This is a genomic window from Paenibacillus cellulositrophicus, from assembly GCF_009363095.1.
GTDB lineage: Bacteria > Bacillota > Bacilli > Paenibacillales > Paenibacillaceae > Paenibacillus_AQ > Paenibacillus_AQ favisporus.
Genome location: NZ_CP045295.1, coordinates 6365928 through 6392335 on the forward strand (window position 1 = coordinate 6365928; position 26408 = coordinate 6392335).

Annotated in this window: 29 protein-coding genes; 21 read left to right on the forward strand and 8 right to left on the reverse strand. The window is 54.6% G+C overall.

Annotated elements, in window-relative coordinates; genetic code table 11:
• Positions 1 to 8 precede the first annotated feature (8 nt).
• Positions 9 to 446 carry a threonine/serine exporter family protein gene (locus GCU45_RS29050; protein ID WP_152402435.1) on the forward strand — a complete coding sequence of 146 codons (438 nt, stop codon included), beginning with the start codon at positions 9 to 11 and terminating at the stop codon, positions 444 to 446.
• Positions 447 to 642: 196 nt separating this feature from the next.
• On the opposite strand, the gene GCU45_RS29055 is transcribed toward GCU45_RS29050, so the two are convergent.
• Both GCU45_RS29055 and pepT read right to left on the reverse strand, forming a co-directional pair.
• On the reverse strand, positions 643 to 873 hold the full coding sequence (locus GCU45_RS29055) for a class I SAM-dependent methyltransferase (protein WP_152402436.1): 231 nt from the start codon (positions 871 to 873) through the stop codon (positions 643 to 645).
• Positions 870 to 2111, reverse strand: a complete 1242-nt coding sequence (pepT, locus tag GCU45_RS29060) for a peptidase T (RefSeq protein WP_425281240.1) — start codon at positions 2109 to 2111, stop codon at positions 870 to 872. The genes GCU45_RS29055 and pepT overlap by 4 nt, the downstream gene beginning before the upstream one ends.
• 160 nt (positions 2112 to 2271) lie before the next feature.
• On the opposite strand from pepT, the gene GCU45_RS29065 reads away from it, so the two are divergent.
• From GCU45_RS29065 to murI, 6 genes are all read left to right on the forward strand, one after another.
• On the forward strand, positions 2272 to 2469 hold the full coding sequence (locus GCU45_RS29065) for a hypothetical protein (RefSeq protein WP_152402438.1): 198 nt from the start codon (positions 2272 to 2274) through the stop codon (positions 2467 to 2469).
• Positions 2466 to 3101: a pyridoxamine 5'-phosphate oxidase family protein gene (locus GCU45_RS29070; RefSeq protein ID WP_152402440.1), complete on the forward strand. Its 636-nt coding sequence runs from the start codon at positions 2466 to 2468 to the stop codon at positions 3099 to 3101. Before GCU45_RS29065 ends, GCU45_RS29070 begins: the two co-directional genes overlap by 4 nt.
• A 35-nt stretch (positions 3102 to 3136) precedes the next feature.
• Positions 3137 to 3532 carry a VOC family protein gene (locus GCU45_RS29075; RefSeq protein ID WP_152402442.1) on the forward strand — a complete coding sequence of 132 codons (396 nt, stop codon included), beginning with the start codon at positions 3137 to 3139 and terminating at the stop codon, positions 3530 to 3532.
• Positions 3533 to 3645: 113 nt separating this feature from the next.
• Complete coding sequence (locus GCU45_RS29080; protein ID WP_152403413.1) at positions 3646 to 4113, forward strand: DinB family protein; 468 nt, start codon at positions 3646 to 3648, stop codon at positions 4111 to 4113.
• A gap of 26 nt (positions 4114 to 4139) precedes the next feature.
• Positions 4140 to 4649, forward strand: a complete 510-nt coding sequence (locus GCU45_RS29085) for a GNAT family N-acetyltransferase (protein WP_145134754.1) — start codon at positions 4140 to 4142, stop codon at positions 4647 to 4649.
• A 97-nt stretch (positions 4650 to 4746) separates the two neighbouring features.
• Positions 4747 to 5553, forward strand: a complete 807-nt coding sequence (gene murI, locus GCU45_RS29090; protein WP_152402444.1) for a glutamate racemase — start codon at positions 4747 to 4749, stop codon at positions 5551 to 5553.
• Here murI and GCU45_RS29095 read toward each other — a convergent pair.
• The gene (locus tag GCU45_RS29095) at positions 5550 to 6320 is read right to left on the reverse strand and encodes an MBL fold metallo-hydrolase (RefSeq protein ID WP_152402446.1); all 771 of its coding nucleotides are present in this window, start codon (positions 6318 to 6320) and stop codon (positions 5550 to 5552) included. The genes murI and GCU45_RS29095 overlap by 4 nt on opposite strands.
• A gap of 194 nt (positions 6321 to 6514) precedes the next feature.
• On the opposite strand from GCU45_RS29095, the gene GCU45_RS34495 reads away from it, so the two are divergent.
• From GCU45_RS34495 to GCU45_RS29110, 3 genes are read left to right on the forward strand one after another with little or no spacing between them, the layout of a single operon-like run.
• Positions 6515 to 7510, forward strand: coding sequence for a tetratricopeptide repeat protein (locus GCU45_RS34495; RefSeq protein ID WP_341874532.1), 996 nt, complete (start codon positions 6515 to 6517; stop codon positions 7508 to 7510).
• Positions 7511 to 7563: 53 nt separating this feature from the next.
• Entirely contained in the window at positions 7564 to 8001 is a 438-nt protein-coding gene (gene fosB / locus GCU45_RS29105; protein ID WP_152402448.1) for a metallothiol transferase FosB, read from the forward strand.
• The gene (locus tag GCU45_RS29110) at positions 7998 to 8582 is read left to right on the forward strand and encodes a histidine phosphatase family protein (RefSeq protein ID WP_152402450.1); all 585 of its coding nucleotides are present in this window, start codon (positions 7998 to 8000) and stop codon (positions 8580 to 8582) included. Before fosB ends, GCU45_RS29110 begins: the two co-directional genes overlap by 4 nt.
• Positions 8583 to 8609: 27 nt before the next feature.
• Here GCU45_RS29110 and GCU45_RS29115 read toward each other — a convergent pair whose 3' ends face one another.
• Entirely contained in the window at positions 8610 to 8942 is a 333-nt protein-coding gene (locus GCU45_RS29115) for a DUF3889 domain-containing protein (protein ID WP_152402452.1), read from the reverse strand.
• A gap of 313 nt (positions 8943 to 9255) precedes the next feature.
• On the opposite strand from GCU45_RS29115, the gene GCU45_RS29120 reads away from it, so the two are divergent.
• The 10 genes from GCU45_RS29120 to GCU45_RS29165 all read left to right on the forward strand — a co-directional run bounded on the left by GCU45_RS29120 (position 9256) and on the right by GCU45_RS29165 (position 21550).
• Positions 9256 to 10188 carry a 1-phosphofructokinase family hexose kinase gene (locus tag GCU45_RS29120; RefSeq protein WP_152402454.1) on the forward strand — a complete coding sequence of 311 codons (933 nt, stop codon included), beginning with the start codon at positions 9256 to 9258 and terminating at the stop codon, positions 10186 to 10188.
• A 159-nt stretch (positions 10189 to 10347) separates the two neighbouring features.
• A complete protein-coding gene (locus GCU45_RS29125) occupies positions 10348 to 11007 on the forward strand; it encodes an HAD family hydrolase (RefSeq protein ID WP_152402455.1) in 660 nt (219 codons plus the stop codon).
• Between the two features lie 235 nt (positions 11008 to 11242).
• Positions 11243 to 12295: an ABC transporter substrate-binding protein gene (locus tag GCU45_RS29130; RefSeq protein WP_152402457.1), complete on the forward strand. Its 1053-nt coding sequence runs from the start codon at positions 11243 to 11245 to the stop codon at positions 12293 to 12295.
• A 63-nt stretch (positions 12296 to 12358) separates the two neighbouring features.
• Positions 12359 to 13282: an ABC transporter permease gene (locus GCU45_RS29135; protein ID WP_145134740.1), complete on the forward strand. Its 924-nt coding sequence runs from the start codon at positions 12359 to 12361 to the stop codon at positions 13280 to 13282.
• A complete protein-coding gene (locus GCU45_RS29140; RefSeq protein WP_145156843.1) occupies positions 13282 to 14076 on the forward strand; it encodes an ABC transporter ATP-binding protein in 795 nt (264 codons plus the stop codon). Before GCU45_RS29135 ends, GCU45_RS29140 begins: the two co-directional genes overlap by 1 nt.
• A 363-nt stretch (positions 14077 to 14439) precedes the next feature.
• Complete coding sequence (locus tag GCU45_RS29145; protein WP_152402459.1) at positions 14440 to 17220, forward strand: CHASE3 domain-containing protein; 2781 nt, start codon at positions 14440 to 14442, stop codon at positions 17218 to 17220.
• A gap of 132 nt (positions 17221 to 17352) precedes the next feature.
• Positions 17353 to 18426 (forward strand): LacI family DNA-binding transcriptional regulator, encoded by a 1074-nt coding sequence (locus GCU45_RS29150; protein WP_152402461.1) that lies wholly within the window; start codon positions 17353 to 17355, stop codon positions 18424 to 18426.
• A 49-nt stretch (positions 18427 to 18475) separates the two neighbouring features.
• Positions 18476 to 19639: a Gfo/Idh/MocA family protein gene (locus GCU45_RS29155; RefSeq protein WP_076169501.1), complete on the forward strand. Its 1164-nt coding sequence runs from the start codon at positions 18476 to 18478 to the stop codon at positions 19637 to 19639.
• Between the two features lie 67 nt (positions 19640 to 19706).
• On the forward strand, positions 19707 to 20429 hold the full coding sequence (locus tag GCU45_RS29160) for a ThuA domain-containing protein (RefSeq protein WP_152402463.1): 723 nt from the start codon (positions 19707 to 19709) through the stop codon (positions 20427 to 20429).
• 14 nt (positions 20430 to 20443) lie between these two features.
• Entirely contained in the window at positions 20444 to 21550 is a 1107-nt protein-coding gene (locus GCU45_RS29165; RefSeq protein WP_152402465.1) for a Gfo/Idh/MocA family protein, read from the forward strand.
• Positions 21551 to 21634: 84 nt separating this feature from the next.
• Here GCU45_RS29165 and GCU45_RS29170 read toward each other — a convergent pair whose 3' ends face one another.
• The 3 genes from GCU45_RS29170 to GCU45_RS29180 form a co-directional block, all read right to left on the reverse strand.
• Positions 21635 to 23788 (reverse strand): YhgE/Pip domain-containing protein, encoded by a 2154-nt coding sequence (locus GCU45_RS29170; protein WP_152402467.1) that lies wholly within the window; start codon positions 23786 to 23788, stop codon positions 21635 to 21637.
• Between the two features lie 82 nt (positions 23789 to 23870).
• Positions 23871 to 24398 (reverse strand): YfiT family bacillithiol transferase, encoded by a 528-nt coding sequence (locus tag GCU45_RS29175; RefSeq protein WP_152402469.1) that lies wholly within the window; start codon positions 24396 to 24398, stop codon positions 23871 to 23873.
• Positions 24399 to 24520: 122 nt separating this feature from the next.
• Complete coding sequence (locus GCU45_RS29180) at positions 24521 to 24784, reverse strand: YolD-like family protein (protein WP_152402471.1); 264 nt, start codon at positions 24782 to 24784, stop codon at positions 24521 to 24523.
• 104 nt (positions 24785 to 24888) lie between these two features.
• Between GCU45_RS29180 and GCU45_RS29185 the strand changes: the two genes are divergently transcribed.
• The gene (locus GCU45_RS29185; RefSeq protein ID WP_152402473.1) at positions 24889 to 25557 is read left to right on the forward strand and encodes an HD domain-containing protein; all 669 of its coding nucleotides are present in this window, start codon (positions 24889 to 24891) and stop codon (positions 25555 to 25557) included.
• A 7-nt stretch (positions 25558 to 25564) separates the two neighbouring features.
• On the opposite strand, the gene GCU45_RS29190 is transcribed toward GCU45_RS29185, so the two are convergent.
• Positions 25565 to 26302, reverse strand: coding sequence for a polysaccharide deacetylase family protein (locus GCU45_RS29190; protein ID WP_152402475.1), 738 nt, complete (start codon positions 26300 to 26302; stop codon positions 25565 to 25567).
• Positions 26303 to 26408 lie beyond the last annotated feature (106 nt).

A 26408-nucleotide genomic window follows, 5' to 3' on the forward strand; every position in this document is an offset into this window, starting at 1 on the left:
GATGCCGCATGTACATTGAACAACTCGTCACGAGCTTCGTCGCATCGGCTGCGTTTGGCATGCTCTTCAACACCCCGAAAAAGGCGCTGCTGCAGTGCGGATTTGCCGGGATGGTCGGCTGGCTGCTGTATATATGGCTTCAGGATATGCATGTGCTGCGGATTACAGCCACCGTGGTCGCCAGTTACTGCGTCACGATGATCAGCCATTTGTTCGCCAAAAGGTACCGCACGCCGATCATCGTGTTCAGCGTATCGGGCATCATTCCGCTGGTCCCCGGCGGAACGGCTTATGACGCGATGCGCAACGCGGTCGAGAATCAATATGACCAGGCCGTCCAGCTGGGAGCCGAAGCCTTTATGATTTCGGGCGCGATCGCCCTTGGCCTGCTGTTGTCGGAAGTGACCAATCAGCTCATCCGGAAATGGAAGCCCTCACAACGATAGGAATGCAAAAAAATCAGGCGTCAGCAATTCGATTTGCTTCTCCTTCACTGAGGAGGAATGTCGAACCGGCTGCTTGGCCTGATTTTTTGTTCTTCATGAAGTTCCGATGAAGCGGACGAATAATTTCTTTAGATTATAGAATTTATAAAAATTCAGCCAGAGCTGGATGATTCTATAATCGCAAGAAAAACTTCCTTTAGATGCGGTCTGTCTCCTGAGGAGGTACGTCGTGCTTTTTCCAGACAAGCGTGGACAGCCCGGTGCCGCAGCCCAGATCGAGCACCAGTTCCGGCTTGCGCTGAAGGTACCCAGTCAGGTGGGACGTCACCAGAGGAGGCACTGCGGGCCGGTAGCGGTCGTAGATATCCTCGTATCCGGAGAAACGTTCGATATTGCGCTTGTTGTTTCCCTCCGGAACGACGCTCATACGCCTCTTGCTTCAAAGCGCTTCAGAATTTCGATGATGACCTGTACCGACTTCAGCATATTGTCGACAGAAATGTATTCGAACTTGCCGTGGAAGTTTTCACCTCCCGTAAAAATATTCGGCGTTGGCAGCCCCATATAGGAGAGCTGGGAACCGTCCGTTCCGCCGCGGATCGGCTTGACAATCGGCGTGATGCCCAGGCTTTCCATCGCTTCGTAGGCTACGTCGACGATCTCTTTTACCGGCTCGATTTTTTCCCTCATGTTGTAGTACTGATCGCGCATTTCCAGGATGACGCGCTCCTCGCCGTATTTTGCCTGAAGCTGCTTCACGACCTGGGTCAGATGCTCCTTCTTGGCGGCAAATTCCGTCCGGTCAAAATCGCGGATGATGTACTCCATTTTTGTGCGTTCGGTATCTCCGTTCTGCGAGAGCAGATGATAGAACCCTTCGTAGCCTTCCGTATGCTCGGGCGCCTGCTCCGGTGGAAGCATGGAATTCAGCTCCATGGCGATCTTGATCGAGTTTACCATCTTGTTCTTCGCCGTGCCCGGATGAACGTTGGTGCCTTGGATCGTGATGCTTGCCTTGGCTGCGTTAAAGCTCTCGTATTCCAGCTCGCCGAGAGGACCGCCGTCCACGGTGTAGGCAAAATCGGCGTTGAAAGCCGCAACATCGAATTTCTCGGGGCCGCGGCCGATTTCCTCGTCGGGAGTAAACGCGACTCTGACCGTCCCGTGCTTGATTTCCGGATGGCCGATCAGGTAAGCCATCGCCGTCATGATTTCGGCAATTCCGGCTTTGTTATCTGCGCCAAGCAGGGTCGTTCCGTCCGTCGTGATCAGCGTGTGCCCTTTGTACTGAGGCAGCTCAGGAAACAGCTTTGGGGAAAGGACGACGCCTAGTCCCGCGTTCAGAACGATATCGCCTCCGTCATAGTTGTCGACGATTTGCGGATTGACGCCTTTGCCGGTAAAATCCGTGGCGGTATCCACATGGGCGAGGAAGCCGATCGTCGGCACGCCATCCTTGTCCGTATTGGAAGGAAGCGTGGCCATGACATAGCCGTTCTCATCCATCGTGACGTCCTTCATGCCGATGGAATTCAGCTCTTCCACCAGCATGCGCGCGAGGGTAAGCTGTCCCGGGGTCGAAGGCGTGGTGCTGCTTTCTTCATTCGATTGAGTCTCCACCCTGGCGTATGAGATTAACCGGTCCATGAGTTCCTGTTTCAACATCCTTCATCTCCCTTTATGTAAATGGTGTACTACTTGATATGATATCATGGGCAAGGGGCAAAATCACAAGCTTGATCCGAAAAGCCGAAGTGATTAGCGCCCGTCCGGCTGTCTTCCCTGTCCAAAACGATTATAATAGGTTCATGGAGGTGCGTTGGAAGTGTCGGTTAACGTGTTCAGCCTAGTATTTTCGCTTGTCGTGATCGGCTTGATCTTTTTGTTTTTCTTTGGCCTGTTCAAATACGTATCTAACGGCAGCAGGCATGTCAGAAATTCCGATGACGCCTTGAGGAGAGTTGAGGAGAAGCTGGATTACATTATATACAAAATGAATGAGAAACAGGGGGATGAGCGATGACGGCAAGTCCTTTTAAGGCAATTATTCAATCGGAGGAAGAGCTTCGATTACTGAACAGTCCTCCCAGCGAACTGGTAAGGAACAAGGTTATCACGCGTTTGGATTCCCACTGCCGCGAATTTATTTCCAAGTCTCCGCTGCTGTTCCTGTCCACGAGTGACGCGGAGGGCAGCTGCGACGTATCACCCCGCGGCGATGCACCGGGCTTTGTATACATATTGGATGATACGCGGCTGGTCATTCCGGAAAGACCAGGTAACCGGAGGTATGATTCGCTGCTAAATATTTTGCAGAACCCGAGTGCCGGGCTGATCTTTATCATTCCAGGGCTGGAGGAGACGCTCCGGATTAACGGAAAGGCCTGCATTACTGCGGATCCTGAGCTGATGGAGAAACTGTCCGCCCAGGGGAAAATCCCGCAAATAGGCATCGGCGTGGAGGTCGAGGAGTGCTATATGCACTGTGCCAAAGCCTTCAAGCGCTCCAAGCTTTGGGATCCGGAACAATGGCCGAAGCGGGAGAACCTGCCCAATCCTGCCGCCATCATCGCGGATCATGTGCGCGGATTAAAGGTTACGGAGGAGCAGGTCGCACGGTCGCTGGCGGAAAGCTACGAAAAGCGATTATATTAATAGAATGGATATGATTTTTAATAGGGGGGCTGGCTTTGAGTATCATTCCGATGTTGGCCGTTCATGATGCTGCCGCTGCAATTTCTTTTTACCAATCGGTGTTTGGCGCGACGGAAGCGAACCGGATGGTTACGGAAGACGGGAAAACATCGCATGCTGAAATCCGGGTCGGTGATGCACGGTTCATGGTCGCGGACGAATTTCCGGAGCATAATACCTCAGCGGATACGCTCGGTGGAACGCCTGTGATTTTGTATATCACCGTTGACGATGCATTGGAAACTGTGAACAACGCCGTTGCGGCTGGAGCGGCCATGCTTAGGGAGGTTGCTGCACAGCCTCACGGGGACTTGGTTGGGAAGATCAAGGATCCGTTCGGCCATGTCTGGATGATTGCCGAGCCCTTGAAGACCGTACCGCAGGAAAAATAATTTAAGGAAATTGAAACTGCCGAACAATTTTCCCGGGGACCCGCCCGGTCGGGGCAAGCGTCGGGTTCATAACATGAACAATGAGCGCAGGAACACTGCGCCAGGAGGAAATGATGAAATCCCTTTTTCTATATAATTGGCAGGTACGCGATGAATGGTTTGATGTCTGCGCACAGTTAAGTCATGAAGAATTACTGAAGGAGCGAACGGGCGGAGTTGGCTCCATCCTGAAAACCTTGTTCCACATCGCTGACGTCGAGTACAGTTGGATGCTGGCTGCCGAAGGCAAGGAGGCTGCAGAACCAAAATTCGAGGATTTCGCGACCCTGAGCAAAGTCAGAGCCTTGTCCGACAGCTACGTGACAGAGCTTCGTCCGCTGATTCTGAGCCGAAGTCCTGAGCGGGACGGGGAAATCGTCAAGGCCGCCTGGCATGCCGAACCCTTGCGTTACGGGGAGGTCGCAAAGCACGTCATCGCCCATGAAATTCATCATATGGGCCAGCTGTCCGTTTGGGCCAAAGAGCTTCATGTGCCAAGGGCTTCGGCCAATTTTATCGGCCGAGGACTTGGTGAGCAGTAAAACTTGAAGGAAGGTAACCATTAGGCATGGAAATACAGATTCAACCGATGACCCGGGAAGCTGCCGCCCGGATATCTACATGGCGCTATCCGGCTCCGTATGACTTCTATAGTATGGCAGCAGATGAAGAAGATATATTGGAGCTGATGAACGGGGATTATGCAGCAGCGTCGGACTCCGCCGGAAATTTGGTCGGTTTTTACTGCACGGGCAATTCAGCCCGTGTTGCCGGAGGTTATGGGGCCGGTCTATACGAAGATGATACCTGCGTTGATTACGGATTGGGCATGAATCCCGAGCTGACGGGGCAGGGTGCCGGCCTGGATTTTGTAAAAGCAGGCATGGCTTATGTTTCCGATAAGTTTCCCGGAAAGGGAATCCGCCTAGCGGTGGCCAAATTCAATCAGCGTGCCGCAAAGGTATACAGCCGGGCAGGATTCAGGGAGACCTGCGAGTTCTCCTCGATGGTGGGGGGGCGGAACGTGCTCTTTATCGGCATGGTTTACAGATTTCCCGAAGATGCCCGGACAACATGATATAATAACTCCGGGGCTGACGGCCCCGGATGGAACATCGCCGGGTAGCCATTGATATGCGCCCGGAGCAATTATTAAGAAAAATCAGGTGAACAACATGCGAATTGCGCTTTTTGATTCAGGCCTCGGCGGACTGACCGTGCTGTCTGAAGCCGTAAAGCAGCTGCCCAACGAAGACTTTTTATTTTTTGCAGACACGCTTCACGTTCCTTACGGAACCAAGACAAAGGATCAGGTTCTGGATTATGTCCGCCAGTCCGTGGACATGATTCTGCAGGACGAGATCAAAGCGCTTGTCATTGCCTGCAATACGGCGACGAGCGCCGCGGCGGAGGAGCTTCGCCGGGAATACGACATTCCAATCATTGGGATGGAGCCTGCGGTTAAGCCCGCGGTTGAAATGAACCGGCTGACCGGGAAAAGGGTGCTGGTGGCGGCAACCCCGCTGACCCTGCACCAGTCTAAATACACCCAGCTCGTTTCCAGGGTGGATGACCACAGCATCGTAGACTCCCTGCCGCTCCCCGAGCTGGTCGGATACTGCGAAGCGCTGGAGTTCGACCCGGACCGGATGACACGGTATTTTCTGGATAAATTTGCCGATTACCGGCTGGAGGAATACGGAACCCTGGTGCTCGGATGCACGCATTATCCCTTCTATACCCGGATCTTGAGGCAGATTCTGCCGTCGCATATTGAGATCATTGACGGTAGCGCCGGGACGGTGCGGAGGCTGGACTATATTCTTAAGAAGACGGGAACGTCCGGAACGCAGCGCGGAGGAGATATCCGTTTTGCCTGTTCCAGCGGGGATCCGGAATATATGGCAAAGATGCATAGAGCTTACGACTACTACAGCACTCAAGTCGCCGGCTGCGAACGGGCCGTTGATCCTTCTTTCTAAAGGGAACGCTGCGTTCCGCTTAGCTCAAGTAGACGCTGTACAACGGGTCCTTCAAGTTTTCCGCCGTGGTAGCAAATAACGGAGGATATGTCGTAGGCGGCCAGTTGGGCGATGGACTGCGTCGCAAGCGGCATATCGACAGTCGTGTCGGCATCCGGCCCATGCAGCTCTCCGTCAACGACCCGGAGAGCGTCAGCCGCGATCAGCGTCCGGGTCGGCCGATGGTATAAACTGATATGCCCTGGAGTGTGCCCCGGTGTGCCAATCACGACGATGCCGCCACAGATGGGGAGCTCTTCCCCTTCATGGATGATTGTATCGACAGGCGACCGGGGTGGATTCTCCAGCGTAGAAATAAAGGCATTACGCCATTCAGCAGGTACTTCCGGAGGCAGAGACGCTTTGGCCCGTTCGATCGCCTCCGGGGTTACCTTGATCAAACGCTTTTCACCCTGAATATAGGGCCTTTCTTCTTGACTGGACATGACTTCGACCGGAGAAGAGGCGTGCTGGCGTATGGCCGGCAGGCTGCCGATATGATCCAGATCCTGATGCGTAATGATGACATGGGTAATCGAATCGATCGATAGGCCATGGGACTTCATCGCTTCCCGCAAAAGTGGATACTGACCGGGGTAGCCGGTGTCAATCAGGAGCGTATCGTTTCCATCCGTAATGACCGCAGGGTGAACGGTGTTAACGCTGCCCATCATGACGGCTGATACGTCCAGTATAAACACGTTTGCGGCAGATTGGTTCGTACTCATCCTTCGATTCCTCCCTAATTCCAACTCATGGATTTCAAGACAGAGTCTATATTACGGACAGGGAACTCTATTGTCAAAGTAAATATTTTATTATAACACAAAACTATGGTTTTGTCAATATTTATTTTTGGTGCTATATGCAATATGGCAATCCGCGTTTTTCGCAAAAATTTCGACATGAAGGGGGCACAGCGATGCGTGATGTACAGTACCCTGTCCTGCATACGGAGAGGCTGAGGTTGAGGCCGCTTGAGCCGGAGGACCGGGATGACGTCTTTCGGCTGTTCTCCAACCCGGAAGTCACCCGGTTCATGGATATCGAGCCTTTGGTGAGCATGGAGGAAGCGGACGAAATTATTGCGCTCACCCGCAGTTCCGGCTGCAGGTATGCCATATTTGACCGTGAGAACGATACGTTTATGGGCACCTGCGGATTCCACTGCTGGGTCAAGGACGGCGAAAGGGAAAGGGCGGAAATGGGCTATGATCTGTCTCCGGAGTATTGGGGCAGCGGTTATATGCCTGAGGCACTCGAAGAATTGATGAAGGTCGGCTTTGAAGTGATGAAGCTGGATGAGATCGAGGCCCATGTGGAGCGGGATCATCCTCGATCACAAAAGGTTCTGAGGAGGCTCGGTTTTCGGGAAAACCACCTGCGGGACGGCCACTTGATCGTTTTCAGGGCCGGAAGTGAGGATTTTGCCGTGCGCCGCACCTTCAGGAACGCCATAACGCTCCGGCAGTCAGGGAATGCCGAGCAGTCCAAGGAAATTTGGCTTTCCCTGCTGGCGGAACAGCCCGAGCATCCGGTGATCTTGTATCAGACTGCATGGACCCACGACGTACTGGGCTTGGAGAAGGAAGCCGTGCCCTATTATGAAAGGGCGATTTCGCTCGGACTGCAGGACGAAGAGCTGGCGGGGGCGATGCTTGGGCTCGGCAGTACATACCGTACGCTGGGACGATATGAGGACGCAAAGTCGCTGTTGAAGCAGGCGATGGAGAAGTTTCCCGAACGCAGGGAGTTTTCTGTTTTTTACGCCATGGCTCTGTACAATTTAGGGGAGCATGCCGCTGCAATGGAGGAGCTCCTCGGACAGCTTGCGGAAACCAGCGCGGACAGCGGGATCCAAGGGTACCGGAAGGCGATTGCCTTTTATGCCGATAAGCTGGATCAGGTGTGGGATTAGCCTTGTTAACGGCCAGCTGTGTGGGTACGAAAAGGCTGAATGCAGGAGGAATCATGAACATACAGGGTGTGAATCATTTTTGTTTTTCCGTTTCGGATCTGGATCGGTCCATCGCTTTTTACAGGGACGTTCTGGGCGCCCAGCTGCTCGTGCAGGGCCGGAAGCTGGCTTACTTTGATCTTGCCGGACTCTGGATTGCGCTGAATCAGGAGGATGCGGAGCGGGGGGATACACCATCGACTTATACGCATATCGCCTTTACGGTGAAAGATCAGGATTTCGAAGCCTGGCTGTCCCGGCTACAGCGTTACGGCGTTCGCGTACTTGAGGGCAGGCAGCGGGATGAGCGGGACAAGCTCTCGGTATATTTCCTGGACCCGGACGGGCACCGGTATGAGCTTCATACCGGCACGCTTGCGGATCGGCTCGCCTATTATCGGGAGACGAAGGGCCATATGAAGTTTTACGACAAGGAGGATGTTGGCAAATGACGACGATCGGATTTGTAAGGCACGGCATCACGGATTGGAACATTGAGCGCAGGGCGCAAGGCCAGACGGATATTCCTTTGAACGAAACCGGGCGGGCCCAGGCAAGAGCTTTGGCTGCACGGCTGAAGAAAGAGCGGTGGGACGCCGTCTATGCCAGCGATTTGTCGCGGGCGCGGGAAACCGCCGAAACGATTGCGGCCGCGCTGGGGCTCACCGTCCGGGTCGATCCGCGGCTGCGGGAAATCCACTGCGGTCAGATCGAAGGAACGGTTGAGGAAGACCGGGTGCTTCGATGGGGTTATGATTGGGCTTCGCTGGATCTCGGGATCGAGACCGACGACTCGATGATTGCCAGAGGAATGGAGGCGGTCATGGACATTTGCGCCAGCCATCCTGAAGATCGCGTCCTCGTGGTGAGCCACGGGGCGCTGATCGGCACGCTGCTTCCTGTTCTGATTCCGCACACGGACACGTCCGAGCATCTGCATAACACATCCATCACCGTCATCCGAAAGATCGAGGAAAGCTGGGAATGCGGGCTTTTCAACTGCGTCAAGCATTTGGAGCAGCTGGCGATCTGAACGAGCCTGCCTGTTAAGGATCGGGTTTTAAGGCTGTGTGTCTCTGAACTTAATGGATATCAGTCTTTCGGTCACCGTGTTAAACCGGACGGTAGCCAGCACAGCTGCCGGCATGCCCTGCCGGCTCAGCAGCAGCTTGAACGTTTCCTCCGCTTCCGTCGGCGACAGATTGATGCGTCCGATATGCAGGTAATCCGTAATTTCCGAGTTGTATTTTTTCTGGGCTTCCTTCACGGCGATCAGGCCCCACTTGGCGTAGGGAGGATCAACGGAAGGGTCCGGATCGGCAACGAGCAGCGAGAGAGACAGCGCGAGGGACAAGGCGACGGATTTGACGAATACGGCGGACATCCACTTCATAGCTCTATAGCCTCCTGAGTATAAATCTGACCGTTCACGTGCAGCGAGAAGTGCCGGCATACATAGAATTCCCATGTTTTGCAGGTCTATGAGGAATGCAGCCATGGATTATCCGCAATGAAATCGGCAGGTCGTGCTACATAGAGGAATCGTGCTCGTGGTTTCGGGCTCGTCCGGAAGCCTGTATTCGTCAACCCCAAGCTGGAACAAAGCTTTCCAAACAGTGCAACACGAAGGCAGATGGCACCACACGGCGGAGATACAGGCATCGGAGCTGCCTTGCGATATCAAGCCAAAGATGGGATGGGATCTTATGATAACGACCGTAACGATGAACGCAGCCATTGACAAAACATACTACTTGCCGGCATTTCCGCACGGGAAGGTATCCCGGGTCAGACAATATTTGGCAGCCCCTGGGGGGAAAGGCATTAATGTGGCGAAAGTCGCCGCACAGCTCGGGGCAGAGGTTACCGCTTCGGGCATCGTCGGCGGCATGAACGGGGAAATCATCAAGAAGCAGCTGGACGGTATGAGCATTGCACATCAATTTGTCGCCGTGGAAGGGGAGTCGAGACTATGCCTCAACATCATCGATGAGGAGACCGGGTCGTCGACAGAGCTTCTGGAGCCCGGTCCGGTGGTGGATAGCCGGGCACTTGACGTGATGGAGCAGACGATGGCCGCCCTGGCACGCACATCGAAAGTCGTCTGTATCAGCGGCAGCCTGCCGGCCGGGGCCCCGGCCGATTATTACATCCGTCTTGTCGGCGCGGCCAAGAAGGAAGGGGCATATGTGATTCTTGACGCCAGCGGTGACGCCCTCCGATTCGGACTGCAGGCAAATCCGGATATGATCAAACCGAACGAAGAAGAGGTTGCTGCTCTGCTTGGCACGGGCATCCGGGATGAGCAGGAGCTGCTCCGGGCGATGGAAGACTTGCTCCGCGAGTACCGGATGGAGCGCGTCTGCGTGTCGCTCGGGGGTGCCGGATCGCTGACCGTCACATCGCAGGGATGTTATCGGGCCGTAACCCCTCCGATTCAGGTGGTCAATACGGTAGGCTGCGGCGATTCCTTTGTGGCGGGCATGGCCGTGTCGCTGCTGAAGCAGCTCCCCGCCGAGGAGGGCATCGCTATGGCCGCTGCCGCGGGGACGGCGAACGCCTTATCGGCCATGGCCGGCAGCGTCGATCCGGACACCTTCCGCCGGCTGCTTGGCCAAGTGGAGATCAGAAGAATGTAAGCTGCGAATGACAGCATTATATTTGTGCACAGGCTGCGGTTCCTGAATCGCGGCCTGTTTGACTACATGGTGATTTCAGGGAGGAATAGCCCTGCCGCAAGGCGAATCTATTAATGCGGCTTTACAGCCCATCGACAAGATAAAGAAGGGGTGAACGGCTTGATTCAAGCATTGATTTTTGATTTTGACGGTCTCATCGTCGATACCGAAACGCCGGCCTATCACGCTTTCTGTGAGATTTACCGGGAGCATGGCACCGAACTACCGCTGGAGACGTACGCGAAGTGCGTCGGCACCAATTTCGACGTATTTAATCCGTATACGTATTTGTCCGAGTGCCTGGGCAGGGAAGTGGATCCAGCCCTCGTCAAGGAACAGGTCAATGTCATCTACCGGGAGCTGCTTAAGGATGTTGAAGTCAGACCGGGGGTTGAGGACTATTTGGCGGAGGCCAAGCGGCTCGGGCTGAAGATCGCGCTGGCATCAAGCTCTTATTACAACTGGATTGAGCCATATTTCAACAAATTCGAACTGGAATCTTACTTCGACGTTATTTGTACTGCGGACCTCGTGTCCAAGGTCAAACCGGATCCCGAGCTGTACCTGCTGGCATTGCAGAAACTGGAGGTAACTCCGGATCAGGCGGTGTCTTTTGAGGATTCGCTTAACGGCTTTATTGCAGCCAAAGGAGCAGGCGTACATACGGTGATCGTGCCTAATTCGATGACCCAGACCTTCCCTTTTGAAGGCTATGATATGATGATTTCCAGCATGTCGGAGATGAAGCTGCAGGATCTTGTCCGGGAACTGGAAGCGTAAGGCCGCAAAAGCCCGGAAAAACCTGCACTTTTTTGCAACTTATTGATTGACGTATATTGGCAGTGCCCCTTATGATAATGAATAATCCAGTGGTTATTTAATTCTATGAAAAATATCCGGGCAGGCAGTTCATGTACCCGTGTGCTCCGCCTGATACGGTATTTTTCGCACTTATTTACTTTAATGCTTTCGTATATGACAGCGTTAAAGAAGAGAATCGGAAGGGGTTATGAACATGAAAAAGAGAAATTTGCTATTATCCGTCGTGATGTCCGCGCTCCTCGTAACCATGGCGGCCGGCTGCGGAAACTCGGGCACCAAGTCCAGTGAAGCCGGGTCCGGTGGCGGGACCGATGCAGGAAGCACAGACAAAAAAACCTACACCGTAGCCATTTCGCAATTCGTCGAGCATCCTTCCCTGGATGCCACGCGCGAGGGCTTCATCGCCGCCCTGAAGGACGCGGGGATTACGGAGGGGGATAATTTGAAGCTCGACTACAACAACGCCCAGGGAGACCCGTCAAACAACCTTTCCGTTGCCCAAAAGATCGCCTCCGGTAAAAATGATCTCGTTCTCGGCATTTCTACTGGCTCGGCACAGGCGCTCGTTCAGCAAGTGAAGGATACCCCGATACTGTTCGCGGCGGTTACCGATCCGGTGGATGCCAAGATCGTCTCGAACCTGGATCAACCAGGGGGCAACGTAACCGGGGGCTCGGACACGAATCCGGTAGCGGTTCAACGTCTGATGGACTTCATCGCTGAGAGCTTCCCGAACGTGAAGAACGTCGGTGTTGTCATTAACGAAGGCGAGCCTAACGCGATCGTGATGGCCAAAAATGCCGAGGAAACGCTGAAAAAGCATAACATCAAGCTGGTGCGCGCGGCGGTAACCAACACATCGGAAGTGAAGCAGGCCGCTGAGTCCTTGGTGGGACGGGTGGATGCGCTGTTCATTACGCTGGACAACACCGTCGTTGACGGCGTCGATTCCATTATCCAGCTGGCGAACGAGAAGCACATTCCGTTCTTCTCCAGCGACCGGGATACGGTCGAGAAGGGCGCCTTCGCTACGGTCGGTTTTAAATACTACGACCATGGCTACCAGGTGGGCCAAATGGCGGTCGATATTTTGAAGAACAGCAAGAAGCCGGGCGACATGAAGGTGACGGTGCAGGAGAAGCTGGACCTGATTCTGAACCTGAAGGCGGCTGAAGCGCAAGGAATCACGGTAACCGACGCCATGAAAGACAAAGTAACGGACAAAGAAAACGATATTATTCAGTAATCGAGCGATGGGGAGTGGCCGGAATCTTCGTCCACTCCCTTCGTCATAAGGGAGGCTGACACCATGCTGGATTCACTACTGGGAGCACTTGAGCTCGGGCTGCTGTACTCGCTGATGGCGCTCGGCGTATATATCACGTATCGTATTCTTGATTTTCCGGATCTGACGGTGGATGGCAGCTTCACCACCGGCGGCGGGATTGCCGCCGTAATGATTACCCACGGATACAATCCGTGGCTGGCAAGCCTGGCGGCGTTCGGCGGCGGGCTTCTCGCCGGAATTTGCACCGGGCTTCTCCATACCAAAGGGAAAATCAATGCACTGTTATCCGGTATTATCATGATGATTGCGCTGTATTCGATCAACATGCGGATTATGGGAAAACCCAACACGTCCCTGCTTGGGGAAAGCACCGTTTTTTCATCAGTGAACGCTTTCATTACGATGCCGATCGCGGTGATCCTGATTTTGCTTCTGCTGAATCTGTTCCTGCGGACCGATTTGGGGCTTGCATTACGCGCGACGGGAGATAACGCACGGATGATCCGCAGTTTCGGCGCCAATACAGACACGACGACGGTTCTCGGCGTCAGCCTGGCCAATGGACTGGTCGCCCTCTCCGGCGCACTGGTTGCCCAGCAGTCAGGATTTGCGGATATTTCCATGGGGATCGGCATGATCGTCATCGGGCTGGCTTCCGTCATTATCGGTGAGGCGATATTCGGAGCGACGAATGTGATCCATACGACCATTTCCGTCGTGCTCGGGGCGATCGTGTACCGGATCGTCGTGGCGCTCGCGCTCCGGGTGGAATGGCTCGATACGTCCGACCTGAAGCTCATCACGGCCATCATCGTGATCATCGCTTTGGTGCTTCCAACCGCGAGGCGTGCTCTTCGACAGAAGCAGCTGGCCAAGCGCCGAACCGAAGAGCTGTCCAGCCAGCTGGGCAGCAGAACAAGCCGGACGGTCGGAGGTGATTTCTGATGCTGGAGCTGAGCAGAGTATCGAAGCTGTTTAATCCGGGCACGCCGGATGAAAAAATTGCGCTGCACGACATTTCGTTGAAGCTGAATCCCGGCGACTTCGTCACGGTGATCGGAAGTAACGGTGCGGGCAAGTCCACGCTGATGAACATCATTTCCGGCGTCATGAAGCCCGACGCAGGGGAGGTGCGGATCGAGGGTGCGGTGATCAGTCAGCTTCCGGAATTCCGCCGGAGCCGCTGGATCGGCCGCGTATTCCAGGATCCGATGGCGGGCACCGCTCCCCACATGACGATCGAGGAAAACCTGGCAATGGCTTATACGAGAGGCAAGCAGAGAGGACTGGGGCTGAGCATCAAGTCCGGCCGGCGGGCGATGTTCAAGGAAGAGCTGTCCAAGCTCGGCATCGGCCTGGAAGGTCGGCTGCGGGCGAAGGTCGGTTTGCTGTCCGGAGGAGAGCGTCAGGCACTCAGTTTGTTGATGGCCACCTTCACCAAGCCGCAAATTTTGCTGCTGGATGAGCATACCGCGGCGCTGGACCCTGCAAGGGCGGAGCTGATCACGCGGCTTACCGACCGGATTGTCCGGGAGCTGAACCTGACGACCCTGATGGTCACGCACAATATGGAGCAGGCGATCCGGCTCGGCAACCGTTTGATCATGATGGACAAAGGCAGAATCATTCTGGACATCAACGAACAACGAAAAAAGACGCTGACCGTCGAAGAACTGCTGGCTGAATTCGAGCAAATCAGCGGACATAAGCTGTCCGACGACAGGGTTGTCCTGGGATAATATCTTGAAGAATGAAGGGAAGAGGGCCTTCGCGGTTAAAGCCGCGGAGGCCTCTTTTTTGCTGAAGCAACGTGGGGAATCTATTGGAACCCGAGCAGGAGAATCATCGATTAGACGATAATGGACACAGTTGTTATCCATACGTTTTCCATACAAATATACAAAGGACTGCTTTGGCGGATCCACTGGAAACCACCTGCAGCGGGCTTCAGCGATGCGGCCCGTCAACGGTTCATCCTGCCTCGAAGATAACTCTAGTTATTGATATTCGTTCCAACAAGTTCTAAAATACTATATTGAATGAACTGGTCACTCTATAGTTATTAGAAGAAAGAGAACACCCGTTGGATGGAGGTTTCGATTTTGTTAGGGAAGATGAGGCTAAGCATTCGGTCCAAGATAATTCTTGGATATATTTTTGTGCTCGTGTGCGTCGTGGTGTTCCTGGGAGTGATTTCGAGCCGGGTTGCTTCGCTGCAGCGGGAAACCGATTTTATAAGCCAGCATGACATCGAGGTCCATGACCTGGCCCACAGCATTGAAAAGTCCTTGCTGGACATGGAGACAGGCCAGCGCGGATATATGATCACGGGAGATTCGAGCTACCTGGAGCCGTACACGGCGGCCAGCTCGAAATGGGAGAGCGAGTACAACCAGCTGTATCGTTTGCTGGCGGACAACCCTGAGCAGCAGAAAAATCTGGAGGACATCAAGGCCAATATCGACCGATGGATTGAGATCGCAGGCAAGCCGTCCATTGAGATGAAGCGTAGCGGTCAGGATGCTGAAGTTCGGACATTTTTCCAACGTGACCCAGGCAAGCCGGAAATGGACGCCATGCGGGAAAAATTAACGGCATTTTTGGACACGGAGAAAGGGCTGACGAGCAAGCGGGTGCAGACGCTTGAGGACAATAACCGCAGACTGATCACGATCATCTATCTTCTTTGGATTGTGCTCGCGGCCGTATCCATCTCAGCAGCCGTGCTGATCTCCAGAAATATCGTTACGACAATCAAGGAAGTTACGGGCACAATTCGTGACATCGCCTCAGGCGGCAATTTGAACAAGCGCATCCATACCCGAACCCGCGATGAAATCGCAGAACTCGGCAGTGCAACGAACGACCTGCTTCAGGAAGTGCAGCAGCAGAATGAAATGAAGGAACAGATTGCCGCCACCGCTACACTGCTTCAGAACGAAACGAGCCTGGCTAGTCTAAGCCGCGTGTTTGTCAATCGGCTCGCTTCCATTTTCCAGGTGCCTTATATCGTATTGTACGAAGCCAAGGAGGAGGAGGAGGAGCTGGTGCGGCTCGCTTCCTATGCAGGAGATCACGAGGGTGAGGCGGGCAAATCGGTCATCGCCTGGGGGCAGGGACTTGTCGGCCAGTGTGCCGCCGATCAGAGTATGATCACGCTGGACCGGGTACCGAACAACTACATACACATATCTTCGGGATTGGGGAGCGCCGTTCCGACCTATATTGCTGTTGCTCCGATCGTGTTCGAGGGCAGGACGCTGGCAGTGATCGAGATTGCCGCGCTGGTGACGTTCAGCAAGCACCAATTGGACATGCTCCGGCAGCTCTTGGATACGGTTGGCGTCACGATGCACAGCGTGATCAACCGAGCGCAAATCCAGCGCTTGTATATGGAAGCCCAGACGATGAATGAAGAGCTTCAGGCCCAGTCTGAGGAACTGCAGGTGCAGACGGAGGAACTGCAGGTCCAGTCCGAAGAGCTGCAGATGCAAACCGACGAGCTCCAAAGCTTGAATGACAAACTGGAATATCAGAAGGCGCAGGCGGAGGAAGCGGCGGCCGAGATGGAAAAATACGCGGAACAGGCGAAGCTCAGTTCCAATTATAAATCCGAGTTTTTGGCTAATATGTCGCACGAGTTGCGCACTCCGCTGAACAGCATGCTTATTCTGTCCCAGATTTTGTCGGAGAACAAGAACGGAACGCTGCAGGAGGAAGAGGTCAATTACGCCAACGTCATCCATTCCTCCGGTACGGATCTATTGCGGCTGATCAACGATATTTTGGATTTATCCAAAGTAGAATCGGGACAGATCCAGCTGGATATCAGCTCGATCAACGCGAGTGAGCTGCCGGAGATCATGTACCGCTACTTTGCCAAAACGGCCGAGGCCAGGTCGCTGGACTTCAAAGTCGAAATCGCGCCGAACGTAGGTGACGTCTTTTTCAGCGACGAGTTAAGACTCCATCAAATATTGCGGAACCTGTTGTCCAATGCGTTCAAATTTACCGAACGCGGGGAAGTGTCTTTAAGCATATACAAGCTCGACTCGGTTTCGACCCCGCAGTTTTCTATGCCTTATGAGACATTGGCCTTCGCGGTTCGCGATACCGGAATCGGAATTACCGAGGAGCAGCAGCAGGTGATCTTCGAGGCCTTTAAACAGGCGGATGGAGCAACGGCGCGGAAATATGGCGGCACAGGACTCGGACTGTCCATCTCGCTTCAATTCGCCAAACTGCTGGGAGGAGAGCTGGTCGTGGAGAGTGAACCCGGCAAAGGAAGCACGTTCACCCTTTACCTCCCTTACCAGACCGAGTATGTCGATGAGTCGCCGATGCTTGTGATGCAAGCCGAGGCAGCGGCAGCCATCTCCGGTCCGTTAAGTACGGCTTCGGCGCAAGCTGCGCGTCCTGTGGGAAGTCGGATTTATGCGGAGGAGCCTGCCGCCGATCCGCCGGCCGCAGAGGATATGTTCCTGGAAGACTCGGCCTTGTTCGATGGGAAGAAAATCCTCGTTGTTGACGACGACATTCGAAACGTATATGCGCTGGCCAATGCCTTGGAGAGATATAATATGCAGGTGCTCACCGCACAGAACGGATACGAGTGCCTGGACTTGCTTCAGGCCGAACCGGATATCGATATGATTCTGATGGACATTATGATGCCGGAAATGGACGGTTACCAGACGATGCGGAATATCCGCCAGACGCTGGAGATGACCGATCTGCCGATCCTTGCGTTGACCGCCAAGGCGATGAAAGAGGATCGGGATAAGTGCTTGGCGGCCGGCGCGTCAGACTATTTAAGTAAACCGCTGAACATCAATGAAGTGATTGCCAGAATTAAAGTTTGGCTGACGAGATCGGAAATTTGATATAGTAATCGATTAATAAAAAGCGACCCAGCGGGAAGTCTCCGGTTCGGTCGCTTTTTATTTGGTTAAACCGCCGAAATCGGAGCGTTTTTTGAAAAACTTGCCTTGACAATAGGATGGTTAGGTGAGAAAATGTACGCGCGTACATCATTCGGAAAAGGGGGAGTTGCCATCGCATCCCGCAAAGAGGTGGCCGAGCTAGCCGGGGTATCGGAAGCGACGGTGTCGCGGGTGCTCAACGGAGTCGGCCCCATGAAAGAAGAAACGAGACAACGCGTCATGGAAGCTGCCAAGAAGCTGAATTACGTTCCCAGTGCACTGGCCCGTAATTTTGCGACCAGCCGCAGCGGCAACATTGGTGTCGTTCTTCCATATGTGCCGAAGGTGCATATGTTTTCGAGCTTTTTCTTCTCGGAAATTTTAAGCGGAATCGGCAGCAAAGCCCGAGAGCTGGGTCATGATATCCTGCTGCTGTTTCAGACGCCCGGCGAGTCCATGGATTATGTCCGCTGGTTTCATGCGCATAAAATCGATACATGCATCATCCTTGGGGCGAAGGATGATCCGGAAGAACTGCTGGCCCTTCGCCGTCTCGCAGAGGAAGGACTGCCTTTCTGCCTGATCAATCAGCACTTTGAAGGCGAGCCCTTCAGTGAGGTCGATGCAGACCATGTACAGGGCAGCTATATGGCGGTCCGCCATCTGATCGAACAGGGATATCGCCGGATCGCGTTCATGAACGGGCCGCTGACCTACTCCAACAGCCGGGATCGCCTTCAAGGCTGCGAGAAAGCGCTGGCCGAGGCGGGTTTGGTGCTGGAGGAGGAACTGATCTTCCGCGGAAACTTCAGCCGCAGCAGCGGCATCACCGCTGCTTCCGAATTAATGAAGGTCATCGATCAGGTGGATGCCGTCTTTGCCGCAAACGACCGGATGGCCATCGGCTTGATGCAGGGTCTCCGGGATCATGGGCTGTCCGAAGAGCGTTTTCCGGCCATGTTCGGCTACGATAATTCGGATGCTTCACAGGTAACGACGCCTGAGCTGAGCAGCGTAAAGGTTCCTTTCTATGAAATGGGGGAAATTGCGGTCGCTGAAGTGCTGAAGCGGCTGGAGCAGGGAGCATCGGCTCCGGGTCAACCCTTTCGGATCATGCTTCCGACAGAGCTGGTCATCCGGGCATCGTCCCAGAATCTGCGGCTCTAATGAGCCAGAAAGTCCAATATACCAAAGAGATGGAGGAATTCGGATGGAAATGAAAGCGCTGCGAATTGGCATGGTAGGCTACAAATTTATGGGGAAGGCCCACAGCAATGCGTACCGGGCGCTGCCCATGTTTTTCCCGGAGGCGCCGATTCAGCCGCAGATGGCGGCGATTTGCGGCCGTGATGCCGATGCGGTTCAGCAGGCGGCCGGGCAGTACGGCTGGGCCGAAACGGAGACGGATTGGCGAAACCTGGTGGCGCGGGATGACATCGACCTGATCGACATCAACGCGCCGAGTGATGCGCATAAGGACATCGCGCTGGCTGCCGCCAAGGCAGGGAAGCATATTTTCTGCGAGAAGCCGCTGGCCCTGACGCTTGCCGACTCGCGTGAAATGCTGAAGGCTGCAGAGGAGGCGGGAGTGAAGCACATGGTCGGCTTTAACTACCGGTTCTCGCCTGCGGTCCGGCTGGCCAAAAATCTGATCGAAAGCGGCCGGCTGGGACAGATCTATCATTTCCGCGCCTGGTTTCTGCAGGACTGGATTCTGGACCCTGCCTTCCCGTTAGTATGGCGGCTGCAGAAAGATATCGCGGGTTCGGGCTCTCACGGCGACCTTGGGGCCCATCTGATCGACTTGGCCCACTACCTCGTCGGCGATATCCAAGAAGTCATCGGCATGAGCGAAACGTTTATCAAGGAGAGACCGCTCGCAGAAAATATGACCGGACTCAGCGCCAAAGGCAGTCTGGGCGGACCGATGGGCAAAGTGACCGTCGATGATGCAACCCTGTTTATGGCCCGGTTCACAGGAGGCGCGCTCGGTAGCTTTGAGGCGACCCGGTTTGCGGCGGGACACCGCAGCACGAACTCGTTCGAGATCAACGGCAGCAAAGGCAGTGTCAAGTTTGATTTTGAGCGGATGAACGAGCTGGAAGTGTACTTTACCGACGACCAGGAGGATGTGCAGGGCTTCCGCCGGGTGCTTGCGACCGACGCCGCTCATGCGTATTCGCATGCCTGGTGGCCGGCCGGACACACTATCGGCTTCGAGCACACGTTTACGCATGAAATGCTGGAGCTGATGGAAGCGATTCACGAGGACAGACAGCCTTCCCCGAACTTCCACGACGGTGTGAAATGCCAGGCTGTGCTTGAGGCGGTGGAGCGTTCCGTTGAGGAGCGGCGCTGGGTGGAAATTTCGGAAATGTAGGCCAATCAGGCGAAGGTATTGAGTAACGAGTAGCGAGCATATCAAGCATAGACAAGGAGCGTGCCGCATGAAAAAAGCACTGATCGTATGGGGCGGATGGGATGGCCATGAGCCCAAGCAGGTGGCAGAGATTTTCAAAAACGTGCTGGAAGCCGAGCAGTTTGAAGTAGAAGTATCGGATACGCTGGAAGCGTTTGCCGACAAGGAGAAGCTCCTCGGTCTTGATCTGATCGTCCCTTGCTGGACGATGGGAGAAATCCGGAATGAGCTGGTGGGCAACGTGTCGGAGGCCGTGCAGAGCGGCGTGGGCCTTGCCGGCTGCCACGGGGGCATGTGCGACTCCTTCCGGACACAGGTCGATTGGCAGTTCATGACTGGCGGACAGTGGGTCGCCCACCCGGGGAATGACGGGGTTCGATACATGGTTAACGTGACAGACGAAGAGGAAGGCTCTCTGCTGCAGGGGATCGCGGACTTCGAGGTCGCGAGCGAGCAGTATTACCTGCATGTGGATCCGGCGGTGGAGGTTCACGCCACGACCCGCTTCCCGGTCGTTCATGGCCCGCATTCAGCCAACAAACCGGTTGACATGCCGGTAGTCTGGACGAAGTACTGGGGCGGCGGACGCGTCTTCTACAATTCGCTCGGGCACCATGCGGATATCGTCGACATGCCACAGGTGAAGGAAATGATGAGACGCGGCTTCCTATGGGCCGCCGAAGGCAAAGAAGCCGGCTCCGACTGGATGCCGGAGACCGCATATAACGGCATGGCAGACAGCCAATATTAAGGGGAGGGTTATTCTTGGAGCAGATCAAAGTAGGCATTATCGGCTGCGGGAAAATCAGCAGCATTTATATGGAAAACTGCAAAAAATTCGATGTGCTGGATTTGGTAGCTTGCGCAGACATCGATAAGGAGCGTGCCGCAGAAAAAGCAGCCGAATTCGGCATACCCAGAGTGTATTCCCCTGAAGAGCTGCTCGCGGATCCCGAAATTCAAATCGTGATCAACCTGACGATCCCTGCTGCGCACGCGTCGGTCTGCCTGCAGGCTCTTGAGGCCGGCAAGCATGTATACGTTGAAAAGCCGCTGGCCGTCACCCGTGAAGATGGGCAGAAGGTGCTCCAGCTCGCCAAGGAAAAAGGCCTGCGCGTGGGCTGCGCGCCCGAAACGTTCTACGGCGCCGGAATTCAGACCTGCCTCAAAGTGATCCAGGATGGACTGATCGGCCGTCCGGTCGCCGCCACGGCATTCATGCTCGGCGGCGGACACGAGACCTGGCATCCGGATCCCGAATTTTATTATCAGGTCGGCGGAGGACCGATGTTCGACATGGGGCCGTACTACCTGACCGCACTCGTGCAGCTGCTCGGTCCGATTAAGACCATCACGGGTATGACCGGCAAGGCGCTGGAAGAAAGAACGATCACCAGTTCCAAAAAATACGGTCAAAAAATACCGGTGGAAATCCCTACCCACGTCGCCGGGCTGATCCAGTTCTCCGAAGGCGCGATTGGAACGATCATCACCAGCTTTGACGTATTCGGCGGCAGCAATCTGCCAAACATCGAAATTTACGGCACAAAAGGGACGCTGCGCGTACCCGATCCGAACAACTTTGGCGGCAAGGTGCAGTACCGGATTGCCGGCGAAGCCGAGTGGAAGGAACAGCCGCTGCTGTTCGGCTACGCGGAGAACACACGCGGCATCGCCGCAGCTGACATGGCTTACGCGCTGCAAAGCGGTCGTCCTCACCGGGCTTCCGGTGAGCTGGCGTACCATGTGCTGGAAGCGATGTGGGCGTTCCATGATGCTTCGGATGAGAAAAAGCATTACGAGATGCAAAGCACCTGCACGCCTCCTGCACCGATGCCTACCGGCCTTGCACCTTATACATTGGATCAATAATGAAATAGGCATGAATCATAAAGCCTCCCGTCAGCAGCCTGGACTGCTGGGGAGGCTTGTTTGGTTTATACCTTTATACCATGATCAATGGATAAGCTTGCTTTCCTTAGCCTTCTTGACGAGGCCTGCGGCAAGCTGGTTGATGATCCCTTTCAGCGCAAGACCAATCACGAGCGTGATTACGACATACACGCACATGATGAGCAGATCGCTGCGGACGACGCTCCAGATCATGCCTCCCACCGCTTCGCGCATCATGCTGATGCCGTAGGTGAACGGAAGGAACGGATGGATCGCCCGGAAGAACGGCGGTGTCGTCTGGATCGGAAAGGTTCCGCCCGATCCGGCCAGCTGCAGCACCAGCAGAACGATGGCAAGCGCCTTGCCGACATTGCCGAACACGGAAACGAGCGTGTAGACAATCAGCATAAAGACCGCACTGTTGACCAATCCGAATAAGATGAACCAGCCTTTGTCCACCACATAGGTTCCCAAGAGGAACATATCGCCTGCCGTGACGAGGACCGATTGCAGCAGCGCCAGCGTCAGGAAGGTCAGAAACCGGCCGAAATAAATCTGGACGCTGTTATAATCCGACCCGGCTGCAGGCGAATGCACTTCCGTAGTCACCAGGGATACGAGCAGTGTCGCACCGACCCAGAGCGCCAGCGTTGAGAAGAAGGGGGACATGGCGGATCCGTAATTCGGTATCGGAAACAGCTGATTCTCCTTCAGCACGACAGGCTCGGCGAAGAACTGTCCTTCCTGCTGGAAGTTGTTTTTCAGAAGGTCGATGACTTCCTGCAGGTTGCCCTCCGATTCGAATTTGCGCATCCGGTCCGCCAGCTCCTTGACTTTGGCTTCCACGCCCGGAAGCTCCTTCTGGATGACGGAAATGCCCTGCGTGCCGATCGCCAATCCCTTGGAAGCGTCGGACAGCACCTTCTTGACGTCGGGCAGGCTCTGAACCGCAGAATCCATCACTTTCTTCGCTTCGGCGGCGGACTTGACCGCCTTTTGCAGCCCGCTTGCGATCGCCGGCTGAATTTCGCTGTCATACCGTCCGAGGATGTCCCCTAATAGATCGGATACGTCGCAGGAGATTGTGTTCAGCTTATTCACCAGATCCATGGCCGGTTTCTCGCCTTTCTTTACCCCGCTGCGGATTTGATTGACAAGGGTCAGCTGAGACTGCATTTTGTCCCGGACCTGCTTCAGCTTGGAGCTGACAAAATCCAGTCGGCCGCCTGCGGTCTGGTTCAGCCGGTCGAACCAGCTGATCAGCGCTTCCTGTACTTCCAGGCCGGTTGTTAACCTGGAGGATATCCGGTCCAGCGCATCAAGCGCAGTCTGCGGATCGACGTCGGGATCCTTCAGCAGCGCGGTCAGCTGCTCCGTAGCCATGGACGTCTGCTGCAGAAGCAGCAGATCCTGCTTTACGTTCGGCGCGATATCCTTGGCAGCCGTGGAAGCCTTGCCCATAAAATCGTCCAGACCAGCCGCCAACTGCTGCCCGTTCTTGGCCAGGTCGGTCACTATGGGCAGCGCCCCTTGAGCTTTGGATACCAGCTCGTTGGTCGTATGGATGTCCTGTGCCGCCGTGTTTACGGCTTGGTTGATTTCCGGGAAATTTTTCTCCAGCTCAAACACCAGCGAGCGGACCTTCTCAATGGTCGGCAGCTGATTTTGCAGCTCGATACCTAGCTCATTGAAAATTTTAAAAATCGTGCCGTTGGCGGTTTTGACGAAATTTTTGCTGACTTCCTGGATGATGCCGCTTGCTCCGGAAGATGTAATCTTCGGGGATACCGCATTGATCTTTTCGTTCACATAATACAAAATTTCGGCGTGGGTCGGGTTGTCCGACAGCACCGTGGCAATCGCGGCCGAAAAATTGTCCGGGATGATGATGCTTGCATAGTAATCCCCGTGCCGAACGCCTCTCATGGCATCCGCCTCGGAGACGAACCTCCATCCCAGCTTATGATTGTCCTTCAGCGAGGCGACGACCTCCTTGCCGAGATTCAGCGACTGTCCCTTCATCGTCGTCCCTTTGTCGTTGTTCGCGACGGCAATCGCAATATCACCGGTATTGCCGTAGGGATCCCAGGATGCCTTGATGTTGAACCAGGCGTACAGGGAAGGAAGCATAACAAGACCGGCGATGATGACGAGCGCGGCCCAGTTCGTGACAATGTTTTTCACATCTCTGCCGTAGATGGACAAGATTTTACTCATGAGAACACCTGCCTCAATCATACCATTTTGGTTAGTATTTCATTTGAGGAAGGGCGTCATACCGAAGAACTTGAATCCCGCCTTACCAGCCCATTCGTTCTTTGAGGGTCGTGATGTGCGCAAGATGGTGGTTGCCATGCCAAGCATAAGTGCATAGATGCTCGTTCAAATTGGTTTCTCCGTTCGCCGGATGGATGTATGTTCTGAGCCACTGGTCGCTGTTCAAGCTTTCCAGAACTAGCACAAACCGTACATGCAGCGCCTCCAGCAGATTCAGGGAAATCTCCGGATCAGGCAGCGCGGAATCGGCAAGTTCAGCCCATAATTGCTCCTCATAAGGTTTTATCACCGGATTATCCTCGGTTAAAGCAAGTTTAAGCCGAATCAGGCTGTTCATGTGGCTGTCTCCGATATGGTGCACGACTTGACGGACGGTCCAGCCGCCCGGCCGATAAGGCGTGTCCAGCTGCTCCTTGGACCATCCGCTGACGGCTTGCCGCAGCTTCGAAGGCAGGCTGCGGATTTCGCCGATCAATGCTGTCCGCTCATCTCCGTTCAGTTCTTTTTTCGTTACGCAAAGTCCGATAGGATATTTCAAATCATCGCTCATAGCTAATTCCTCCGTTTGCTCAGTAATATGTATTCGAGAAACCGCTGCATTCCAATATGATATAAGCCGGTTTCCCTTGTAACATTTTCGCTAAGGGCTCCTTGTCTTCCTCCAAGCCAGCTTTATGTATGCGCGGAAGCGATCTCGCTGAATTTGATCCACAGCCATTCGTCTTCAGCTCTAAACTTGATCTCTTCCAGATAGGTGTTAATCACGGTGACGAAGCCCCGGATTTCTTGTTCGGGTCCGGCACCGGCAAGGTACAGGGTTACTTTCAGGTGACGGCGGAGGGATTCCTCCAGCAAGCGGCTGGTCTGTGTCCAAGCAGCCTCTTTCATGGTAGAATTGAAACTCGCCGACGGTTCACAGGTTCGGTTGATCATCATTTCACCTCATTTATTAAAAGAGCTATGCATTGTATTATAGGCGAATATATGTTCGGTTTCAACCGTGATTGTTCAGAAAAATAAAACTGCTTGGAGGAAAGCATATGGAGACCGACCGAATGATTATGGAAGCAAGGGAATACGTGAAGGATCGTTTAAAGTCTGAGCCGTCCGGCCACGACTGGTGGCATATTTACCGGGTGGCGGAGTGGGCGAAGAGGCTGGCGGAGCAGGAAGGGGCCGACCTGGTCGTCTGCCAGCTGGCGGCCCTTTTTCATGACCTGGCCGACGAGAAAATCGTAGCTTCGAAAGAGGAGGGCATGGCAGCTATTTCCTCTTGGCTCACGGACCATGGGGCGGATGCGGCGCTCGTGGATCATGTGCTGGAGATCATCGGGACAATGTCTTATGGCGGCGGAGGCGGCAGGCCCATGTCGACTTTGGAGGGGCGGGTCGTGCAGGACGCAGACCGTCTGGACGCCATCGGAGCGATCGGTATTGCCCGCACGTTTGCCTTTGGCGGATCACGGGGAAGACTCATGTATGACCCTGACGAGCCGCCGCGGACTAGCATGACCCAGGAGGAATACCGCAGCCGGCAGGGGACGACGGTGAACCATTTTTACGAGAAGCTGCTGAAGCTGAAAGATCTGATGAATACGCCGGCGGCCCAGGAGGAGGCTGCTGCCCGCCACGCATTTATGGAGCAGTTTCTTGCGCAATTCCAACGCGAATGGCCCGGGGAGGAAGCACCAAAAAAGGGGCGCGTGTAAACGCCCCTCAAGGAATGTTGTACTCTACCAACTCCGATACGGTAACGAAGCGATATCCGCGCTTCTGCAATTCAGGCAGGATTTGTTTTAACGCGTCGACCGTTTGAGACTTGCCCTCCACGTGGTCATGCATCAGGACGATGTCGCCGTTGCGCGCGTTGTTCAGCACCTTGTTCACGATCTTGGCGACGCCCGGCCGATTCCAGTCCCAAGTGTCCTGATGCCAGGACCACATGACGACGAGATAACCCTCCTTCTTGCAAATTTGGATCATACGGTCGCTATAATATCCTCCTGGAGGGCGAAACAGGTAAGTTTTTTTACCGGTAACCTGGTATATGGCTTCCTGGGTTTCCCGCAGCTCCCGCACGATGACCTCCGGTGAGCTCCGGCGGTTAAAATACATATGGTCGAAGGTGTGGTTGGCAAGCTCATGGCCTTCGGCCACCTGCCGCTTGGCCAGCTCCGGGTGCTTCTGAACCTGTTTGCCGACGACAAAAAACGTTGCCTTTGCGTGATACTGCTTCAGCAGGTCGAGAATCTGCGGCGTATCCTCAGGATCCGGCCCGTCATCGAAGGTCAGTGCTATAATCTTTTCCCGATTCGGAATCTCCCAGATGACGTCTCCCCTTTGTTCATAGTACTCTCTGCCTTGGTTTACGGGAGAAGCCCCCGCCGCCGGAGCAGCCGTCACCGAAATCGTCAAAAGCAGCATGGATAGCGTTGCATAAAGCCTTGTGCGCATAAGGTCCTCCCGGTTGTTCGTTGTCGATGCTTCCATCCAAACGTCCAAACAAAGACAAGTTCGCTTCGTAGTATGTGACACGAACCGTTCTAACATACGCCGGGCG